This window comes from Candidatus Accumulibacter contiguus (assembly GCF_036625285.1).
Lineage (GTDB): Bacteria > Pseudomonadota > Gammaproteobacteria > Burkholderiales > Rhodocyclaceae > Accumulibacter > Accumulibacter contiguus.
This window is the reverse complement of sequence record NZ_JAZKUC010000001.1, coordinates 2,031,053-2,051,023: the sequence shown is the minus strand read 5'-3', so window position 1 is coordinate 2,051,023 and position 19,971 is coordinate 2,031,053. Positions and strand designations below refer to the sequence as shown.

Below are 19,971 nucleotides of genomic sequence, written 5' to 3'. Positions count from 1 at the left end.
CCTGACTACCCGAGAAACGGCACCATGAGCATCGTCGCCAACAAGAAGGCCTTTCATGACTACTTCATCGAAGAGAAGCTGGAGGCCGGTATCGCACTGGAGGGCTGGGAGGTCAAAGCGATCCGGGGTGGCCGGGCGAGCATCAAGGAAGCGTATGTCGTCATCCGTAACGGCGAAGTGTTTCTTTTCGGCATGCATATCACGCCACTGCTGGCGGCGTCGTCGCATGTCAAGCCGGATCCGGTTCGCACCCGCAAGTTGCTGTTGCACAGCCGGCAGATCGGCAAACTGATCGGTCAGGTCGAACGCGCCGGCTACACCCTGCTGCCGCTCGACCTGCATTTCCAGCGTGGCCGCATCAAGGTCGAGATCGGCCTGGCCAAGGGCAAGAAGCAATACGACAAGCGGGAAGCCGAAAAAGAGCGCGACTGGGTGCGCGAGAAGGCCCGGCTGATGCGTGAAAAAGTGTAGCAGGACGGATCTCGGATCGGCCCCGGCAGCATGCTGCCGCGGCCCCGTCGCTGCTGCTGGCGCCGCCAACCCTCATGACGATCAACTCAGGTGTCGCAGCGATCGTTGCTGGCGTTTTTCCGAGCGTGCAGCATCGCTGAGGCGTTGACGGACATAGTGGATGTGGGTTTGCGCGGCCAGCCGCGCGGCCTCGGGTTTGCGCTCGACGATCGCATCGCGGATGGCCTGATGCTGCTTCATCAATTGCCGACCGGTGTCGGGATGGACTGCCATTTCCCGGAGGCTGCGTCGGACATGCTCGTGCAACAGGCGCAGGATGCTGCCCAGGAGGTGACCGTACAAGGCATTGTGCGTTGACTCGGCAACCGTCAGATGAAAAGCGACATCGGCGGCGACCTGCGCACTCCGATCTTCGCCGAGATAGGCTGCGTCCAAGCGGATGTACGCTTCTTCGAGACGTTGCAGGTCAGCATCGGTTGCCCGTTGTGCGGCCAGCTCGGCCGCCGACGCCTCAAGTAGATGGCGGAATTCGAGCACGTCGTCCTGCAGGAACGGATGCTGATCGATCAATTGTTGCCAGGGATCAATGAAGCTGGAGTCGAGCCGGTCGGTGACGTAGGTGCCGCCGCCCTGACGACTGACCAGTAGCTCGCGCGAAACCAGTTTCTTGATCGCTTCCCGCAGTGAGGGGCGGGAGACTCCCAGTTCCACCGCCAGTTCTCGCTCGGCCGGCAGGCGGTCGCCCGGTTTCAGTGAACCCTCCAGAATGCGCGTCTCGAGTTGATGAGCAATGGCGTCGGGGATGCGCGGCAGATTGAGCTTGCTGTAACTCATGCGGGTCTGTCTATCGGGTTGGCCTGCTCGGGATTATTGCAGGAATCCAGTGGTCTTACCAGTGATCGTCGGCCAGGACGATCGATATTTCTGGCAGAACCCTCGGACTGATTTGCTGGCGCCGGAAGCAGTGCGGACATTGACAAATCGGACGGGCGGTCTTAGAGTACGAAAAATTGGTCTTACCACTTTTCCTTACTGCGACAAGAGGAGTCCGCCATGGAAGAAACAGGCAGCCGCCAATACCCCGAGAAGCCGGCCAGGGTCTATCTTTTCGGGACCTGTCTGATCGATCTATTCTGTCCGGAGGCCGGCATGGATACGCTCCGCCTGCTCGAGCGCGAGGGAATCGAGGTCCATTTCCCGGCCGATCAGACCTGCTGTGGACAACCGGCGCACAGCAGTGGCTTTCCCGAGCAGACACGCGCAGTGGCGTTGTCGCAGTTGCGCCTGTTTCCGGAACCGTGGCCAGTGATCGTTCCTTCCGGTTCCTGTGCCGGCATGATGCGTCACCATTACCCCAGGATTTTCGCCGACGATGCGCGCCTCTTGTCCGAGGCCAGAGCGCTTGCCGAGCGGATTTTCGAGCTCTCGGAGTTTCTTCTGCACGTCGTCAAGGTTCGACTGAGCGATCAGGGCGCGCCGGCTCGTGTGGCGCTGCATACCTCCTGCGCCGCCCGTCGCGAAATGGGTACGCACCTGCATGCACGTGCACTGCTTGGCCAGTTGCCAGGAGTCGAAGTCGCCCTGCATGCCCACGAATCCGAATGTTGCGGTTTCGGTGGCACGTTCTCGCTCAAGCACCCGGCGATCTCGTCGGCGATGGCCAGCGACAAGGTCGAGGCCATCCAGGAAACCGGTGCACAGACCTTCGTCTCGGCGGACTGCGGTTGCATGCTCAACCTCAACCACACTCTGCAGAAGCGGGGGAATGGCCTGCAGGGCCAGCATCTGGCAACTTTCCTGTGGCAACGCAGTGCTGGCGAGAGGGGGCGGCAATGAGTGCGCGTGACCATATCCTGCAACGATTGCGTGCGGCACCGCAGGGAAAGGCACCACTGCTGCCCGACGTGCATGCTTTCCATGCCGCGAGCCGTGCCGGCAGGCCGGACAGCAGTCGTGCCGAGCGTATCGAACTGTTCTGCGAGAAGATGGCTTTCTGGCATGGAGAGGTGCTTCCGACGACGCACGCCGACTGGCCGAATAAACTGCGCGAGTTGTGCGTGGCCAAGGGGGTTCGTTCCTTGTTGCATGCCGAACCGCATGCGGCGGCGCTGCAGGCCGCCGGGATTGGCGGGCTGAAAGCTTATGATCGAGCAGTCGATGGGTGGAAGAAGGAACTCTTCCACGACACCGACGCCAGTCTGACCTCGACGCGCGGCGGCATTGCCGAGACCGGTACGCTGATCATCTGGCCGGACGCCAGCGAACCGCGTCTGATGTCGCTGGTGCCGCCGATCCATTTTGCTCTGCTGGACGCCAGGCAACTGTACGACAATCTCTTTGCGGCAATGACCGAGCAGGGCTGGAGTGAGCACATGCCGACCAACGCACTGCTCGTCTCGGGTCCGTCGAAGACCGCCGACATCCAGGTGACGCTCGCCTACGGTGCGCATGGCCCGAAAGAGTTGATCGTCCTGTTGCTGCTCGAAGAGGGAGAAGAAGGCGAAGAGGAGAAACTGCAATGAACGCCAAGCCACTACAGTTCGTTCCCGCCAGTGAATTCAAGCAGCGCGCCGCGGCGGCAGTCGCCAACGAGCATCTGCGTCGCAGCTTCCGCGGCGCCATGGATTTCCTGATCAACAAACGCGCAGTGCAATTTCCCGACGCCGCACTGTTCGAGAAGCAGCGTGCGCTTGCCGAGCATATCCGCAAGTACAGCCTGGCTCGGCTACCCGACTTGCTCGAACAACTCGAGCGCAAGCTGACCGAGAACGGTGTGCAGGTGCACTGGGCCGAGAACGCGGAACAGGCCAACCGGATCATCATCGACATCGCCCGGCGACATTCAACGAAGCTGATGGTCAAGGGCAAGTCGATGGTCAGTGAAGAGATCGAGCTCAATCACGCGATGGCCGACGCCGGCATGGAGGCCCTCGAGAGCGACATGGGCGAATACATCGTCCAGCTGGATGGCGAAAAACCCTCGCACATCATCATGCCGGCGATCCACAAAACCAAAGAGGAGATCGCCCGCCTGTTCGCCGCGAAAGTGCCGGGCGCCACTTACACCGATTCGGTCGATGAACTGATCGGCATCGGCCGCGCCGTCTTGCGCGAGAAGTTCATGACTGCCGAGATCGGCCTCTCGGGAGTGAACTTCGCCGTCGCCGAAACCGGCACCCTGTGCCTGGTCGAGAACGAGGGCAACGGCCGCATGTGCACCACCGTTCCCGACGTGCATATCGCCATTACCGGCATCGAAAAAGTCGTCGAGAAGCTCGAACACGTGCCACCGCTGCTCGGGTTGTTGACGCGCTCGGCGACCGGGCAGGCGATTACCACCTATTTCAACATGATCAGCGGCCCGCGCAAACCGGGTGAAAAGGATGGGCCGCGCGAAATGCACCTGGTACTGGTCGATAATGGTCGCACCCAGGCCTACAGCGACGAACAGATGCGATCGACACTGCAGTGCATCCGTTGCGGCGCCTGCATGAACCATTGCCCGGTATATACCCGCATCGGTGGCCACGCTTACGGCACGACGTATCCCGGTCCGATCGGTGAAATCATCTCGCCACATATGCTCGGTCTCGCCGCCACGCATGTCCTGCCGACGGCTTCGAGTCTCTGCGGTGCCTGCGGCGAGGTCTGTCCGGTCAAGATTCCGATTCCCGACCTGCTGATCCGTCTGCGGGCTGAGGCACAGCACGACGCACGCCCTGGTCACACGCCCATGCTCGGTCAGGGCGCAGCAAAGAGCGGACTGGTGGACGCCGTCTGGTCAGGCTGGGCGGCGTTGTATACGCGCCCCGCGCTGTATCGTGCCTTTGGCTGGCTGGCAACGCGTTTCCGGGCGCTGACACCGCCGATGCAGTCCGGCTGGACGGTCAGCCGCACGCCGCTCAAGCCGGCAAAGCGGACCTTGCACGAGCAGATGGCGGTCAGAGAAAGGCGCTGACCGATCATGACTAAATCACCGCCTGCCGAACCGAAATCTCGTACCTGCATCCGTTACGACGATCTCCTCTCCGCCTTCGATTGGGTCAGCGCCGCCGCGCCATCTGAGCACTCCGCGTTCGTCTCGCGCCAGACGGGACGCCTGCACTGGGCTTCGTCCAGCCACCACCTCGAAGAGGAACTGCCCGAGGACATCGACGATGCCACGCTGTACGTCGCCGTCCCGCACAAGTACGACCTCGACCTCGGGAAGGACCTGGTTTGGCGCTTCGCGGACGAAGTACTCCCCGAATCGTCGGACACCATCGCCGCATTCTTCGACCGCCGCGGCGCGTATGCGCGCTTCAAGGATTTCCTCGAACGGAAAGCTTGTCTGCAAGCCTGGTACGACTACGAGACCAAGGCAACCGAGGCGGCACTGCGGGAATGGTGTGAGGAAAACGGCCTGCAACTCGTGCCGTAGGCTGAGAAACCGTAGGTTGGGGTGAACTTGCGAACCCCAACACCTCGCCATCACTCGCCGAACCCACCCTCGTCGCGCGCAGCCGATGCCCAGTCCGGATTCAGCAATCCCAGCCGTAGGTATCGGTGAATCGACGAATGCGGCCAATCGACCGCTCGCCTTGGGTAGTAGAGCAGATTGTCCTGGAACATGCTGATTCCAATGAGTTCGATCAGATAGAAAGCGAGCACGCTGAACACCGCGAGCTTCGGAATCCGCCAGCAACGGGGCCGCAGCCGCGATCCGGAAAAAATCGTTGTGCGTCGGCAGGCAGGCGCTGGCCGGCTGCCGTGCTTACTTCCTTCTGAAAAAACGGGCATCTTCGAAGAGCGAGCGGATTTCAACCTTGCAGATCTCGGGTTTGTCCGGTACGACGTAGAGAATCGGCGTGATCAGTTCCTCGAAAATGCCGCGCAGGCTGCGCGCGCCGGTCTTGTATTCGATGGCGATTTCGGCAATCTGCTCGAACACCCGCTGGCCGATACTCAACTCCACGCCCTCGCCCCGGAAGATTTCGATGTACTGTCGATAGATCGAGTTCTTCGGCACGCTCATGATGCTCACCAGCATCGCCTTGCTCAGCGGGTGCAGGTTGGCGATCACCGGCAGGCGGCCGGTGAATTCCGGAATCAGCCCGAATTCGAACAGGTCGGTCGGTTTCACCCGCTGGTTCAGTCGGTCGAGGATGTTCTGGTTGTCGTCAGTCGAGGTGGCGATAAACCCGAAACCATGCGTCTTGGACATGATCTTTTCGAGACCGACGAAGGCTCCACCGCAGATGAAGAGGACATTGCTGGTATCGATGTACTGATTGTTCTTCAGCTTTACCGGCGAACCTTCCATGATTTTCAACAGCGCGTGCTGCACGCTCTCGCCGGAAGTGGCCCGCGATTCGGCTGGCGTCGCTTTCAGCTTGTCGATTTCATCGATGAAGATGATTCCGTGCTGGGCGTTCTCGACGTTCCCGTCCGCCTTCTCCAGCAGCCGCTGCAAAGCCGCCTCGATTTCTTCATTGACATACTTGGTCTGCGCCAGCGAAGTCGCATCGGCAGTCACGAATGGTACATCGAGCATCCTGGACAAGGTGTCGCAGAGCAGGGTTTTTCCGGTTCCGGAAGGTCCGACGAGCAGGACGTTGCTTTTGGCGAACGACCCCTTGTCCTTGGCGAAGGTGGCGATTTTCCGGTAATGCGAGTAGACGGCAACGGCCAGAATCTTCTTGGCTTCATCCTGGCCAATGACATACTGATCGAGATACCTCACGATCGCGCTGGGCGTGGTCTCTCTGGTTAGCAAGGCCTACTCGTGTTTGAAGGCAAGAAACATCTTGAAGCAGCGAGCGAAGGCCAGCGGTGTTTCGCAATGCTCGGCCCATAGCTCGGTCGTCAAGGAAAAGGAAACGTCAGCATCGGCTTCTCGATCCTTCACCCAGACCAGGCGGCGATCACTGAAAACCCCGGTAGGCAGGCGGCTCTGGATGAAGGCCCAGACCTCATCCAACTGATCGAAATTGCCCAGATCCCCCCCAGTGTCGGAGCCTTCCTCTTCTTCCACAAAAACCTGGTAGCGCATCACAAACCTCGGCTAAGAAACGGCCCGACACAGGAATGTCGGATCCGCGGTTGGCGGACAGCGCGCAATTATTCGCCAACATCAATCATTAGTCCATCCCGCCAGGGTTTATCGCAGCCGTTGCTCCCGCCATCGCCGTTACTATGAAAGTCGCGAGCGACTCTCGAATCTCCCCTCCCCCCTCGCGGGGGAGGGGTCAGGGGTGAGGGGAAACGGTCATGAATTTCATCATCGGGGGTGTCTTGCAAAGTCATGACCGTTTGCGGGGAAGCCACGAAGCCATAGCGTCCGGGCACATCGGACCGGCGTACCGAGACCACCGGCACGCGCTGGCCTACCCAGTCGAGGGTCAGCGCGGTCCGGCCGGCAAGCGGCTGCGCAATGATTTCGAACAAGCTCGCATCGTCAGCGGACTCGCCATTCGGCAAGTGCAGGCAGTCGCGCAGGGCAGGCAGATCCCGGTCGCAGAGCAAGGCGATTCCTTCCGGGATCTCGATCAGCAGATTCCCTTCGTCATCGAGGGCGGCGCCACGGATCGTGCTGACATCCTCGCCGGTATGCGTTTCCAGGCGGTCTGTCGCAACCAGGCGCAGTACCCACGGCGTGTACTCCAATTCGACAAACACCCGTTGTGGGCCATTCTGCACGAAGTAGTTGCCGTCCTGGTCATGCGCGTACTGGCGGTTCAGGAAGTCGTTGAGGCCGGCATGGCCAAGCGCCTCGCCGCGCAGTCGCCAGCGGCCACGCCGGTCCAGCGACAACCAGCCGTAGCAGGCCGGCACGTTCGGCCAGCGCAGCATGGCGCTGAAATCAGGCGCGGGCATGAGGCCAGGCCTGCCGATCTTCGTCATTCGCTGCAGCCAGCAGCATCAGAGCAGTTTCTCGATGTCGTTGGCGATGGACTCCGGGGCGGTAGCCGGGGCATAGCGTTCATTCACTTCCCCCTGGCGATTGACCAGAAACTTGGTGAAGTTCCATTTGATTGCTTCGCTGCCAAGCAGGCCAGGTGCGGCCTTCTTCAGATACTGGTAGAGCGGATGGGCGTCGTCGCCGTTGACCTCGATCTTGGCAAACATCGGGAAGCTGACGCCATAGTTCTTCTGACAGAAGCCGGCAATTTCCTCTGCATCCCCTGGTTCCTGCGATCCAAACTGGTTGCAGGGAAAACCGAGAACCACCAGGCCGCGCTCCCGGTAGCGCTGGTAAAGCGCTTCGAGACCCGCGTACTGTGGCGTGAAGCCGCAATGGCTGGCGGTGTTGACGATCAGCAGAACCTTGCCGGTGTAGTCGGCCATCGACTGCTGGCCTCCTGTGAGGAGTTTGACGCTGAACTCATGGATGGGTGCGCGCATGCTCATGTCTCCGGATGTGGGTTGTTGCGCTCGCCGATTTCATCGATCGGGGCGCAGGTACAGAACAGGTGACGGTCGCCATATACGTCGTCGACGCGATTGACGCTCGGCCAGAACTTGTTCTCGGCCACCTGTGGCAGCGGGAAAACGGCCTCCTGTCGGGTGTACGGCCGGTTCCAGTGGCGGTCGACGAGGTCGGCCTGGGTATGGGGTGCGTGCTTCAGCGGGTTGTCATCGGCCGGCCAGTGGCCCCGTTCGATCTGGCGGATCTCGTTGCGGATGCTGACCATTGCGGCAATGAAACGGTCGAGTTCGGCCTTGGTTTCCGATTCGGTCGGCTCGACCATCATCGTCCCGGCGACCGGGAAGCTGACCGTCGGTGCGTGAAAGCCATAGTCCATCAGCCGCTTGGCGATGTCGATCTCGGAGATTCCGGTCACCGCCTTGAGCGGGCGAATGTCGAGGATGCATTCGTGGGCCACCCGTCCATTCCTGCCAGAGTACAACACCGGGTAGTGTGCCTGCAGGCGGCTGGCGATGTAGTTGGCGTTGAGGATGGCCACTTCGGTGGCACGGGTCAGTCCGCTGCCGCCCATCATGGCGATATACATCCACGCAATCGGCAGGATCGAAGCCGATCCCCAGGGCGCTGCGGCGACGGCGCCCTGACCCGCATGTGGACCGCTGATCGGCTGCACGCGGTGGTTGGCCATGAATGGCGCGAGATGCGCCTTGAGACCGATCGGTCCCATCCCCGGACCGCCGCCACCATGCGGGATGCAGAAGGTTTTGTGCAGGTTGATGTGGCTGACGTCGGCGCCGATTCGTGCCGGCGAGCTCAGACCGACCTGCGCGTTGAGGTTGGCGCCGTCCATGTACACCTGGCCGCCATGTTCGTGAACGATGGCGCAGATATCCTTCACCGCTTCCTCGAAGACGCCATGCGTCGAAGGGTAGGTGATCATCAGGCAGGCGAGATTGGCCGCGTTCTGCGCCGCCTTGGCCGTGAGGTCGGCAAGGTCGATGTTGCCGGCATCGTCGCAATCGACCACCAGCACGCGCATCCCGCACATCTGCGCGGTGGCGGGATTGGTGCCGTGCGCCGATTTCGGGATCAGGCACACCTTGCGCTGAGCTTCGCCACGGCTGGCGTGATAACGTGCGATGGCAACCAGGCCGGCGTATTCTCCCTGCGCCCCCGAGTTCGGCTGCATGCAGATGGCGTCGAAACCGGTGATCGCCTTGAGCCAGGATTCCAGCTCGCTGATCATCTGCAGATAACCCTGCGCCTGATCGAGCGGGGCAAAGGGGTGGATGTCGGCGAATTCCGGCCAGCTGATCGGAATCATCTCGCTGCTGGCGTTGAGCTTCATGGTGCAGGACCCGAGCGGGATCATCGAGTGATCGAGCGCCAGATCCCGGTTCTGCAGCTTCTTGAGGTAGCGCAGCATCGCATGTTCGGTATGGTGCGTATTGAAAACCGGATGCGTGAGGATCGCGTCCCGGCGCAGCAGGCTTGCCGGCAAGGTCGGGTCGGTCTGTCGCAGTTGCTCGTCGAGTGGTTTGAGGTCGGCGTTGACCCCGGTGATCAGCTTGATCAGCCTGGCGATGTCGGTCGCCGAGGTTTTCTCGTTGATGGCGATGCCGAGTATGCCTGGGGCGACCTGGCGAAGATTGTAGCCTGCCTCGCTGGCGGCCTGGTAGGCGATCAGCGCTCGGCTGCCCAGGTCGACGCGCAGGGTGTCGAAGAAGTACCTGGTGAGGACGGTGATTCCGGCACGCCGCAAGCCTTCGGCAAGAATTGCGGCGAGGCGGTGGATGCGTGCGGCGATGCTGCGCAGGCGGTGCGGGCCGTGATAGATGGCGTACATGCCGGCCATGTTGGCGAGCAAGACCTGGGCGGTGCAGATATTCGAGTTGGCTTTTTCGCGACGGATGTGCTGTTCGCGGGTTTGCAGTGCCATGCGCAGCGCCTGCTTGCCGCGGACATCAACGGATACCCCGATGATGCGGCCGGCGACCGCACGCTTGTATTCATCCCTGGTGGCGAAGAATGCGGCATGCGGACCACCGAAACCGAGCGGGACGCCGAAACGCTGTGACGATCCGAGAGCGATGTCGGCGCCCATTTCGCCCGGCGAGCGGAGAAGTACCAAGGCCATCAGGTCGGAGGCGACGGCAACGATGCCGCCGCGTGACTTGACGGCAGCAATCGGACCGCTCAGGTCGCTGATTTCGCCGTGATCGTTCGGATACTGGAACAGCGCACCGAAGACCTCCTGTTGCGCCGCCTCGTCCGGTGGACCAAAGACCAGTTCGAAGCCAAAGAAACCGGCGCGAGTCTGGAGCACGTCGATGGTCTGCGGGAAGCAGGCCACGTCAACGAAAAAGAGGTTCGACTTCGACTTGCTGGCCCGGCGTGTCATGCTCATTGCCTCGGCTGCCGCGGTTGCCTCGTCAAGCAATGAGGCGTTGGCGAGTTCGAGGCCGGTGAGGTCGATCACCATCTGCTGGTAGTTGAGCAGTGCTTCGAGGCGCCCCTGCGCGACTTCTGCCTGGTAGGGAGTGTAGGCCGTGTACCAGCCTGGATTTTCAAGCACGTTGCGCAGTACCACCGCCGGGGTCAGCGTGTCTGAGTAGCCCATTCCGATCAGCGAATGCTGCACGCGATTACGGCCGGCAATGGCGCGCAGGGCCGCCAGCGCTTCGCTTTCCGGACGCGGCTCGGCGAGAGCCAGTGGCGTCGCCAGTCGAATCGTCGCCGGGATGGTCTGTTCGACGAACTGTTCCATGCTGCTGGCGCCGATGCTGGCCAGCATGGCGGCGATGTCACTCGCGCTGGGGCCGATGTGGCGGCTGATGAAATCGTCGCGCCGTTCGAGCGCCGCGAGCGTCGGAGAAAGGGAATGGGCATCCATGGTGTTTTCCGGTAGGGTTCTGGCCTAAGCGGCGTCGATGATCTGCTGGTAGGCGGCAGCATCGAGCAGGGTATCGATGTCGCTGGCTGCCGCCGGCCGCATCCGGAACAGCCAGACCGTATAGGCGTCCTGATTGACCGTTTCGGGTGCGTCTACCGCCGCCTGATTGAGGTCGACGATGGTCCCCGCCAGCGGCGCGTAGACGTCGGCGGCGGCCTTGACCGATTCAACGACTGCAGCTTCCTGTCCGGCGGCCAGCTCGCTGCCGACTTCGGGCAGTTCGATGAATACCAGGTCGCCGAGCAGTTCCTGTGCATGCCCGGTAATGCCGATGCTGATGGTGCCGTCGGCTTCGCTGCGGATCCATTCATGAGTGCTGGTGTACTTGCGGTCGGCGGGGATGTTCATCTGTTCTCCTGAGAGGTTGAAGTCTTGCTGAAGTCTTGCGATTGGCGATCGGCAATCAAACGAGAATATTGCCATTTCTGACGAAGCAGGGCTTGACTACCTGGGCGCTGAGCAGTTTATCGCGAACCGCGACCTGAACCGTATCAGCAATCGCCACGGCGAGCGGCAGGCGGGCCAGGGCGATCGATTGCTGCATCGTCGGGGAGAAACTGCCGCTGGTGATTTCACCGGCACCGTACGCCGTATGGACCGGCTGGTGGGCACGCAGCACGCCGCGATCGAGCAGCAAGAGGCCAAGAAACTGGTATTGCTGTGGCCTCGCGAGGAGGGCGGCCTTGCCGACGAAGTCGCGTTCCGAGACGAGGTCCACTGTCCAGGCGAGGCCTGCGTCGAGCGGTGAAACGGTTTCGTCCATATCCTGGCCGTAGAGATTCATGCCGGCTTCGAGGCGCAGCGTATCGCGGGCACCCAGGCCACATGGCCGCACGCCGGCCTCGCTGAGCCTCCTCCAGAGACTCTCGGCCTGTTCGGCGGGCAGGGTGATCTCGTAGCCGTCTTCACCGGTGTAGCCGGTACTGGCGATGAAATAGTCACCGACGCTGGTGGAAAAAAACGGTTTCAGGGCTGCACTGGCGGCACGGCATTCCGGCAGCACCTGCCAGACGCGCTGGCGGGCGTTCGGTCCCTGGACGGCAAGCATCGCCAGCGCATGGGCACCCTCACGACGCGGCGTGATGCTGACTGTCAACTGCCAGTCGTCGAGGCGGGCACGCATCCAGGCGAGATCCTTATCGGCAGTACCGGCATTGATCACGACACGGAAACGGCTGGCGTCGAGGTAGTAGACAATCAGGTCGTCGATGACCCCGCCGCTTTCGTTGAGCATGGCGCTGTACAGGGCCTTGCCGGGAATCTTCAAGCGCTCGACGTTGTTGGCGAGCAGACGCCGCAGGAAAGCACCGGCATCAGTGCCCTCGACATCGACGGCACACATGTGCGAGACATCAAACATGCCGGCGTCACGGCGGACGGCGTGGTGTTCCTCGATTTGCGAACCGTAGTGGAGAGGCATCTCCCAACCGCCAAAATCGACCATTCTTGCGCCGCTGCGGCGGTGGCTTTCGTTAAGGACCGTTTTCTTCATCATTGTCTCAAGTTGTCGGTAAGATGGATCGAAGGGCATGCCGGAAACAAAAAAGGGGCGAACCCGTATCGAGTTCACCCCCTGTCCATGTACCTGAGAGATTATCCGGCTGCCACCGTGAATCGGTGAGTAGCAGCCTGCCCCATCGGTGGGCGCTTCGCCAGACGCGTGCGCCGCTCTCCAGAGTTCCATTCACGAACGGTCCTTTTGCCTGAGCGTTTCCGGGTGGATTGCGCCTTCGGCGGCGACCTCCTGCCGCGCTCTCCCATTCGCGCCGTCACTATAGCGCGCGGAGCGCCTTGCTCGCAAGGTCACCGTGGTCGTCGCGGCGCAGGAAGAAGCGCTCGGCTGCACACTTCGCAACGCTGACGTTCGGGGCCAGTTCGGGTGCTTCAGACGGAATCCTGCCTGACGGCGGGGACACCGATTTTCCTGCAAAACGCCTTGGCTGGTACTATAGTAGACATACAGGGGTCAGGCAGGTGAGCACTGGGGGGACAGTTGGATTCTTTGATGGGAAGAGAGGAGAAATGGCGGTGCGGAGTGTCAGTTTTTCTTACACTTCAGCGACTTCAGCCAAGTTTTGAATTCTTAAGTGTCTGGTTTATAAGGGTATTTGTTTTCTGGCACGAATTTTGCTACGATATATACAGGTCAGGTTTTGCTGATGGGATGGGGAATCTCCCAGGAAATACCCGGAGACCAAGACTTGTGAAGCCCATTTAAACCCTCATCAACCAGTTTCTGAAAAGGGTGGTGACTGAAGTGAAGGAGTTATCAATGAATGTATCGCATGGCAAGACAAAGGTGGCTTTGGCCGTTCTCGGTATGGCCGCTTCGGCAGTGTCGTGGGCAGCGCCGGTTCCGATTAGTGGCTACAGTACGGGAGGGGTTACGGCTCTTTTCAATACGCCTGACCCTTCCATTACGACGGGTTTGCTCACCAAGAACACAGGAACGCTTGCACAGGCGTTGGCCGGCAATGCGGCAGCCCCGGGTGGCAACGTCGAGTTGGGGAAGTTTGGTGTTTCTCAGGGCCAGTTGACTGGTACAGTCAATGGCAAGCCCATTACACTGAGCAGCCTGGATGAGAGAGACTGGAAGAACCCGGATGGGAGCGCCACGGAACTGACCTTTCGTTATGTCGGGGATGCAGCGGCATCGGTAGGTGCTTCCTTGACCCAGCTTCAGTTGAACGCCATCGTCAATAGCTTCCTGAATGTGCCGACTGGCAGCGGTTTAAAACCCTGGCAATTTGTAAGTGATCCCAACATTTCTTATGTGGAAATCGATGGTCACACGGTCGATATCGGACTGGCGGGCTTCCTTGACGCGACGGCAATCCTTCAAATCCTGTTTCCGGGCGTGACGGTCCCTGCAGGTTCGAAGGTGAGTGAGGTAGTCGAGGTGACTCTTGGCTCCAAGCATGAGTATCTGTACGGGTTTCGTGCCGACCCATCGCTTGTTTTCACGGCATATGGATCGTACACAGGCAACTACAACGTACAGATCATCCCCGAACCCGCATCGCTGGCACTGTTAGGCATCGGCCTCGTCGGTCTGTTCCTGGGTCGCCGTCGTCGTGTCTGAGCCAGTCTGAGGACTTCTCGGCGCGAGAGCGCCATCGGGGTGTGAAAACAGAGCCCGCGAGGGCTCTGTTTGTGTCCAGACTCTGGAACCAATGAGGGAGTGGCTTGTCCCGCCGGGATTGGCATCCTGTCGGAATATTGTGGAGGTGGTCATGCAATTGGCCTTTCTATTCGCTGTGTGTCTGTTGATATCCTGTGTGGCCATCTGGCTGAGTGCCGCGCTCGCCAGTCATCTGGGGATCATGGATCGACCCGGCGGGCACAAGCAGCACGAAACCAGCACACCGTTCGTTGGCGGCTTTGGCGTGATCGCGGTGGTCATCAGCATGCCTCTGCTGGGCAAATGGTTTTTCGTGGATTTCAGCATTCTTCCCTTGCCAGGGCTTCTGGTCGGCGCCGTAGCCATTTTTCTGACCGGTCTTGCCGACGACATCTGGTGTCTCGGCTTCAAGCCCCGTTTGCTGATTCAAGCCCTCGTTGCCCTGTCGATGGTCCTGATCGGCGGCGCTGAGCTGAGGACGCTTGGAGAGCTTTTTCCTGGCGTGCACGTTGAACTTGGTTGGCTATCCGTTCCCATGGCAATTTTCGCAACCATCGGCCTGATCAACGCCCTCAACATGATCGATGGCATTGATGGTTTGTCCGGTTCGGTGAGTCTGGTCAGTCTGGCGCTTGCCGCCATGGTTGCCCATGGCAGTGGCAATAATGCCCATGTTTTTTTCATCATTGCCCTGATGGGTGGTGTCGGTGGTTTTCTCTATTACAATCTGCGCTACCCCGGCAACCGCCGGGCGCGAGTTTTTCTCGGGGATAACGGGAGCATGCTGCTGGGCTTCCTGTTTGCCTGGTTGTTCATCGTGCAGTCACAGGAGGCGGGCCGGGCGGCGATGACTCCGGTCACTGCCCTGTGGTTGTTCGCACTGCCGCTGATGGACACCGTGGGTGTCATGCTCCGCCGCATCTGGCTGGGCAAGTCGCCGTTTCGTCCCGACCGCCACCATCTGCATCACCTCTTCGTTCGCGCCGGGTATCGCGTCAGTGACGTGGTGGCGTTGGCTGTGGCCATACAACTGGTCCTGGGTCTGATCGGCATCTATGGTCTGTTGATCGGCGTGCCCGAGTATCTGATGTTCTGGCTGTTTCTCGGGGTATTCGGCGCGTATTTCCTGGGGATTCTGCGGCCATGGCGGATGGTGCCCTGGCTGCGGCGGATCAATGGCTCGCTGGGCCTGCCGTCGGTCCAGACACGCGGTATCTTCATTGGCTATCTGCGCAAGGAGAGATGTCGGGAAGTTCTTGGCGTGATTACCGAGGGACTCGGCAATGACTATGATTACCAGGTGAGTGTTCACCAGATGGGCACGTCGGGCGGCGACGAATGCCGGGTCTACTGTGTGGTGCACATTCCTGCCGAAGGCGATGATCCCTTGATCGGCAGAATCCAGCGCGATGCGCTGCGCATCAAAAGACGCCTCGCCAAACAGCAGGGTGTCGAGGTGAGGCTGTTCCTCGGTCGCAAAGTCGAGAACGACCTTCGGACTTCCTACTCGGCAATGATTGGGGGAGGCAGCCGACGGGCGGAACGTCGTGGCGTGCGAAGCACCCTGATCTGCTCGATGGAGCGCGGCCAGCGCATGGTCCACAACGAGGGAGCTGGCTTTGGACTCAGCCTGCCGCCAGGGTATGGGTGATTTGACATGTTCAACAGGATTCTCACCGTTTGTACCGGTAACATCTGCCGCAGCCCGGCGGCAGAGTTCCTTCTGCGTCAGCGCATCGAGAGGGTGGGCAAGCGGGTTGAAGCACGCTCGGCCGGCATCGGCGCGCTGGTCAATCACCCGGCCGAAGAAGCAACCTGCGCGATGATGAACGCTCGTGGTGTTGACCTCAGTACACATCGTGCCAGTCAGCTCACTCGCGAGCGACTCCGCTGGGCCGAACTGGTTCTGGTGATGGAAACACATCACCGGGATGCCGTGCTGGCGATGGACCCAACGGCGCGTGGCAAGACCTTCTTGCTCGGGCACTGGACGAAGACGGAGATTCCCGACCCGTATCGGCGAGGGGACGAGGCACACGCCGAAGCGCTGCAGCTGATCGAGGAAGCCCTCGAGCCCTGGGTCGGCAAGCTCGGTTGAATGGCTTGATCGATCGTACATTCCGTACATTCGCAGGAATGTAAAATATAGTACGGGCAGGCGCGTCGACTGGCCTTATCCTTATCCTTATCCTTGCTCTGTGGTTGGGAAGATCCCCGGAAGCACCCTCATCCCTCTCCCGTTCAGTCACTTTTTGGTGCGCTCGGAGAGCCTCTGTTGCAGCGGACTGCTCCGGCAGCGAACGCTGATGACTTGGCGGGAGAGTGTCGCCCGATGTACACTGCGCGGCGCTCTGTTGTCGAGAGCGGCCTAGAAACCGAATTGAGGATCAGAACCGAATTTAGGATCAGATATGAGCTTCAGCATGAATGTGTCTCCGGCCCCACTTGCCAGGATCCACCAGATCCTGGCGTGTCTTGCCGTGAGTACACTGGCGGGCTGCACGATCATTCCCGGTAACCAGGCGTACAGTCACCGCGATGAGTCGGATGTCCGACTGCCGATACAGCAGGGTGACACGCTGGCTCCCGCCAACGTCAAGATCAAGCAGATCACTGCCGAACTGATCATCGACATGTTCAAGGCGGCTCGGCCGCCAGTGGGTGACGGCACCAGCTCAGCCAAGGTGGCGGAGAAAAACAATCCTCGCTTTTCAGGCGATCAGCCAGGTCCGGTGCCCGAATACCGACTCGGCGCTGGTGACATCATCTCGATCATCGTCTGGGACCACCCGGAACTGACCATTCCTGCCGGCAGCTTTCGTACGGCGGAGCAGGCCGGCACCGTGATCGCCGAAGACGGGACCATTTTCTTTCCCTACGCGGGCGTCATCAAGGTTGCCGGCAAGACGACCAGCGAGGTGAGGTCGATTCTGTCGACCAAACTGGCCAAATACATCGAGAAGGTTCAGCTCGACGTGCGCATGGTGGCATTCCGCAGCCAGCAGGTGTACGTCGTCGGTGAAGTCGCCAAGCCGGGTATTCAGCAGGTGACCGACATTCCGATGACCGTTCTCGATGCGGTCAATCGTGCCGGTGGCTTCACGCCCGATGCGGACTACAGCCGCGTGCTGCTCACCCGGCGCGGCACAACCTACCTGGTCGATATTCAGGCCATGTATGACTACGGTGCCAGGGAGCAGAACGCGCTGCTGGAGCAGGGCGACATCGTCAACGTCGCCGACCGCAGCTATAACAAGGTGTTCGTGCTTGGCGAAGTCGCCAAACCGGGTTCGCTGGTGATGAACAAGAAACGTTCGACGCTTGCCGAAGCGCTCAGCGATTCCGGCTACATCAATCAGACAACCGCCGATCCGCGCTGGGTCTATGTCATGCGCGGCAACAGCGATACACCGGAGTTGTTTCATCTCGATGCCAGCCTGCCGGACGCGATGCTGCTCGCCGATCGCTTTCCGTTGCGGCCTCGCGACATCATTTACGTCGACACCGCACCGATTGTTCGCTGGCAGCGCGTGATCGCCAACATATTGCCGACGGCGCAGATGCTCAATCTGACCAGCCAGACCTATTACCCACTCTTCGGCGGGCGACAACCGACACGCTGATCCTGAACCGGGCCGCTTTCCGGGTGGCTCGCTGACTAAACGCGTCGGCGGCGAGCGACTGCCGGCTCACCCTGCTTAACCGCCAAGCCCGCTGTCGGGCGGCTGCGACCACGGACGACCAATGGACAACGACCAGTCAAGACTCTCTGCCAATACCAACGCTCTTCCTGGCATGACCGCAGCCGCAATGCAGCCGCTGCCGCAGATCTCCTCCGAAGAGGTGGATGAAGGATTGGCGCTTGGCGAGATCATTGCCGTACTCATGGACTACCGCTGGCTGATTGCGGCGATCAGCCTGCTGGCCCTGGCCATCGGTCTGACCTGGGTGTTTGTCAGCAAGCCGATCTACCGGGCGGACGGTCTGCTGCAGGTCGAAGAAAAAAGCTCCGGGGTCGGTTCGCTGAAGGCCCTGCAACCCCTTCTGGGTGACGATACGACGGTTTCTGCCGAGATCGAAATCCTCAGCTCGCGGATGGTCCTCGGACGGGTGGTAGCCAAGCTCAAGCTCGACATCGTTGCCGTGCCGAGGACGCTACCCCTGCTTGGCAGCGTGCTGGCCAGGCGTTACGAGGGCGATGAACCGAATTCCCCGTGGCTGGGTCTCTCCAGCTTCGCCTGGGGGGGGGAACGCATTCAGGTCGACTCGCTCGATGTCCCGCGGCCGCAACTGGACCAGAAACACACCCTGATCGCCGGGGAAGGCGGGGCTTTCGAGGTCTTCGATCAGGATGATCAACTGGTCCTCAAAGGCAAGGCCGGGACGCGTGCCAGTGAGCAGGGCTACGCGATCTTCGTCGCGGAACTCAGGGCGCGGCCGGGTACGCAGTTCCGGCTCAGGAAGCTCTCCGCGGAAACGGCGATTGACGATCTGCGTCGCAACTACTCGGTCAAGGAACGCGGCAAGAAGTCGGGTGTCCTCGAACTGAGCCTGCTTGGGCAGGACCCGGCCGAGATCGGTCTCGTCCTCGACGACATCCAGAACACCTATGTTCGCCAGAATGTCGAGCGGCGATCGGCCGAAGCCGAGAAAACGCTGAAGTTCCTCGAAACCCAGCTGCCCGCGCTGAAAACGCAACTGGACAGCGCTGAAGCGGCGTACAACAACTATCGTCAGAGCCGCGGTTCTCTCGATCTGAGCCTCGAGACCCAAGCGATCCTGAAGTCGCTGGTTGACGTCGAAAACGCCGCTGTACAACTGAAGCAGGAGCGTGACGAACTGCGTCAGCTATTCAAGCCGGAGCATCCGCGGATCGAGGCGGTGGAAAACAAGCTGCAGCGCCTCAATGAACGCCGCAAGCAGTTCGACGCCGAGGTTGCGCGCTTGCCCGATACCCAGCAGACGGTGTTGCGCCTCGCTCGTGACGTGGAAGTCTCCAACCGGTTGTATACCGAGTTGCTCAATACCGCCCAACAGTTGCGGGTCACCAAGGCGGGAACGATCGGCGACGTTCGCGTCATCGACCCAGCTGCGGTCGGCCGCAAGCCGGTTGGCGCCGGTCCGATCGCCATTCTGGCCATCGCGCTATTGCTCGGCCTGCTGGTCAGCATGGTGGTGATCTGGGTACTGCGTTCGCTGCGCGTGGTGGTCGAAGACCCGGAGATCATCGAAGCACAACTCGGTCTGCCGGTATACGCAACGGTGCCACACAGCAAGACCGAGGTCGAGTTGCATCGCAAGGCGCGCGGCGGCGCCGGCGAACTTCTGGCGGTCGTCTATCCGGAGGATGACGCAGTGGAGAGTCTGCGCGGACTGCGCACGACGCTTCACTTCGCGCTCCTCGACGCGCAGCGCAACTCCTTGCTGATCACCGGATCAAGTCCGGGTCTGGGCAAGAGCTTCATTTCCAAGAACCTGGGCGCCGTCCTCGCACAGGTCGACAAACGTGTCGTGATCGTCGACGCCGACCTGCGCCGGGGGCACCTCCACAAGGAATTCGGCATCGAGCGTGCACCTGGCCTGTCCGAGTATGTTGCCGGACAGGCATCGCTGGAAGAAATTCTCAAGACCACTGCGGTGCCCATGCTGTCGGCGGTCACGACTGGGCATATTCCGCCCAATCCCTCCGAGTTGCTGATGCATCCGCGTTTTGAGGTGCTGCTGGCCGAACTCGCTGCGAATTTCGACACGGTGATCGTCGATGCGCCGCCGGTACTTGCCGTCTCTGATGCAGCGATCATCGGGCGTCATGTCGGAGCGACGCTGATGATTGCCCGAGCTGGCAAACACCCGATTCGCGAGCTCGAACAGGCGGTCAAACGGCTCAATCAGGCGGGCGTCCAGGTCAAGGGCTTCGTTTTCAACGACCTCAACGTCAGCCGCCAGAATTATCGATATGGCTACAAGGGCTACGTCTACCGTTACTCGTACAAGACCTGAGCGCCAGGAAGTGGCGGC

19 protein-coding genes and 2 riboswitches are annotated in these 19,971 nt (G+C 60.8%); of the genes, 10 read left to right on the top strand and 9 right to left on the bottom strand.

All coding sequences use genetic code 11. The features are described from left to right. Positions 1-24 precede the first annotated feature (24 nt). Positions 25-471: an SsrA-binding protein SmpB gene (gene smpB / locus V5B59_RS10055; RefSeq protein WP_034912751.1), complete on the top strand. Its 447-nt coding sequence runs from the start codon at positions 25-27 to the stop codon at positions 469-471. A gap of 81 nt (positions 472-552) precedes the next feature. On the opposite strand, the gene V5B59_RS10050 is transcribed toward smpB, so the two are convergent. After that, positions 553-1,305, bottom strand: coding sequence for an FCD domain-containing protein (locus V5B59_RS10050; protein WP_034912748.1), 753 nt, complete (start codon positions 1,303-1,305; stop codon positions 553-555). A 219-nt stretch (positions 1,306-1,524) separates the two neighbouring features. Here V5B59_RS10050 and V5B59_RS10045 point away from each other — a divergent pair, with 219 nt between their 5' ends. Genes V5B59_RS10045 through V5B59_RS10030 form a run of 4 tightly spaced genes read left to right on the top strand, consistent with a single transcriptional unit; the run spans position 1,525 to position 4,891 of the window. After that, positions 1,525-2,307, top strand: coding sequence for a (Fe-S)-binding protein (locus tag V5B59_RS10045; protein ID WP_169071180.1), 783 nt, complete (start codon positions 1,525-1,527; stop codon positions 2,305-2,307). Then, on the top strand, positions 2,304-2,993 hold the full coding sequence (locus V5B59_RS10040) for a LutC/YkgG family protein (RefSeq protein WP_169071179.1): 690 nt from the start codon (positions 2,304-2,306) through the stop codon (positions 2,991-2,993). Before V5B59_RS10045 ends, V5B59_RS10040 begins: the two co-directional genes overlap by 4 nt. Continuing rightward, positions 2,990-4,429 (top strand): LutB/LldF family L-lactate oxidation iron-sulfur protein, encoded by a 1,440-nt coding sequence (locus V5B59_RS10035; RefSeq protein ID WP_034916843.1) that lies wholly within the window; start codon positions 2,990-2,992, stop codon positions 4,427-4,429. Before V5B59_RS10040 ends, V5B59_RS10035 begins: the two co-directional genes overlap by 4 nt. A gap of 6 nt (positions 4,430-4,435) precedes the next feature. Next, positions 4,436-4,891, top strand: coding sequence for a hypothetical protein (locus V5B59_RS10030; RefSeq protein ID WP_169071178.1), 456 nt, complete (start codon positions 4,436-4,438; stop codon positions 4,889-4,891). A 50-nt stretch (positions 4,892-4,941) separates the two neighbouring features. On the opposite strand, the gene V5B59_RS10025 is transcribed toward V5B59_RS10030, so the two are convergent. The 8 genes from V5B59_RS10025 to gcvT form a co-directional block, all read right to left on the bottom strand. Then, the gene (locus V5B59_RS10025; protein WP_034916845.1) at positions 4,942-5,130 is read right to left on the bottom strand and encodes a hypothetical protein; all 189 of its coding nucleotides are present in this window, start codon (positions 5,128-5,130) and stop codon (positions 4,942-4,944) included. 94 nt (positions 5,131-5,224) lie between these two features. Next, a complete protein-coding gene (gene clpX / locus V5B59_RS10020) occupies positions 5,225-6,226 on the bottom strand; it encodes an ATP-dependent Clp protease ATP-binding subunit ClpX (RefSeq protein WP_034916847.1) in 1,002 nt (333 codons plus the stop codon). A 3-nt stretch (positions 6,227-6,229) separates the two neighbouring features. Further along, positions 6,230-6,502 carry a hypothetical protein gene (locus V5B59_RS10015; RefSeq protein WP_034916849.1) on the bottom strand — a complete coding sequence of 91 codons (273 nt, stop codon included), beginning with the start codon at positions 6,500-6,502 and terminating at the stop codon, positions 6,230-6,232. Positions 6,503-6,570: 68 nt separating this feature from the next. Beyond that, entirely contained in the window at positions 6,571-7,326 is a 756-nt protein-coding gene (locus tag V5B59_RS10010; RefSeq protein ID WP_169071177.1) for a DUF2946 family protein, read from the bottom strand. Between the two features lie 45 nt (positions 7,327-7,371). Then, the gene (locus tag V5B59_RS10005) at positions 7,372-7,854 is read right to left on the bottom strand and encodes a glutathione peroxidase (protein ID WP_034916851.1); all 483 of its coding nucleotides are present in this window, start codon (positions 7,852-7,854) and stop codon (positions 7,372-7,374) included. Between the two features lie 2 nt (positions 7,855-7,856). Beyond that, a complete protein-coding gene (gene gcvP / locus V5B59_RS10000) occupies positions 7,857-10,772 on the bottom strand; it encodes an aminomethyl-transferring glycine dehydrogenase (RefSeq protein WP_169071176.1) in 2,916 nt (971 codons plus the stop codon). A 24-nt stretch (positions 10,773-10,796) separates the two neighbouring features. Then, positions 10,797-11,180, bottom strand: coding sequence for a glycine cleavage system protein GcvH (gcvH, locus tag V5B59_RS09995; RefSeq protein WP_034916852.1), 384 nt, complete (start codon positions 11,178-11,180; stop codon positions 10,797-10,799). 55 nt (positions 11,181-11,235) lie between these two features. Further along, positions 11,236-12,327, bottom strand: coding sequence for a glycine cleavage system aminomethyltransferase GcvT (gcvT, locus tag V5B59_RS09990; RefSeq protein WP_169071175.1), 1,092 nt, complete (start codon positions 12,325-12,327; stop codon positions 11,236-11,238). A 70-nt stretch (positions 12,328-12,397) separates the two neighbouring features. Next, positions 12,398-12,513, bottom strand: a riboswitch (glycine riboswitch). Then, positions 12,514-12,602: riboswitch (glycine riboswitch) on the bottom strand. It abuts the riboswitch before it with no gap. A gap of 478 nt (positions 12,603-13,080) precedes the next feature. On the opposite strand from gcvT, the gene V5B59_RS09985 reads away from it, so the two are divergent. The 5 genes from V5B59_RS09985 to V5B59_RS09965 all read left to right on the top strand — a co-directional run bounded on the left by V5B59_RS09985 (position 13,081) and on the right by V5B59_RS09965 (position 19,953). Continuing rightward, on the top strand, positions 13,081-13,914 hold the full coding sequence (locus tag V5B59_RS09985; RefSeq protein ID WP_332351854.1) for an NF038130 family PEP-CTERM protein: 834 nt from the start codon (positions 13,081-13,083) through the stop codon (positions 13,912-13,914). A gap of 196 nt (positions 13,915-14,110) precedes the next feature. Further along, entirely contained in the window at positions 14,111-15,604 is a 1,494-nt protein-coding gene (locus V5B59_RS09980; protein WP_332351853.1) for an undecaprenyl/decaprenyl-phosphate alpha-N-acetylglucosaminyl 1-phosphate transferase, read from the top strand. 6 nt (positions 15,605-15,610) lie between these two features. Further along, positions 15,611-16,051: a low molecular weight protein-tyrosine-phosphatase gene (locus tag V5B59_RS09975; RefSeq protein ID WP_169071171.1), complete on the top strand. Its 441-nt coding sequence runs from the start codon at positions 15,611-15,613 to the stop codon at positions 16,049-16,051. Between the two features lie 325 nt (positions 16,052-16,376). Then, entirely contained in the window at positions 16,377-17,576 is a 1,200-nt protein-coding gene (locus tag V5B59_RS09970) for a polysaccharide export protein (RefSeq protein ID WP_211203460.1), read from the top strand. 172 nt (positions 17,577-17,748) lie between these two features. Beyond that, complete coding sequence (locus V5B59_RS09965; protein ID WP_332351852.1) at positions 17,749-19,953, top strand: polysaccharide biosynthesis tyrosine autokinase; 2,205 nt, start codon at positions 17,749-17,751, stop codon at positions 19,951-19,953. The last annotated feature ends 18 nt before the right edge of the window (positions 19,954-19,971 follow it).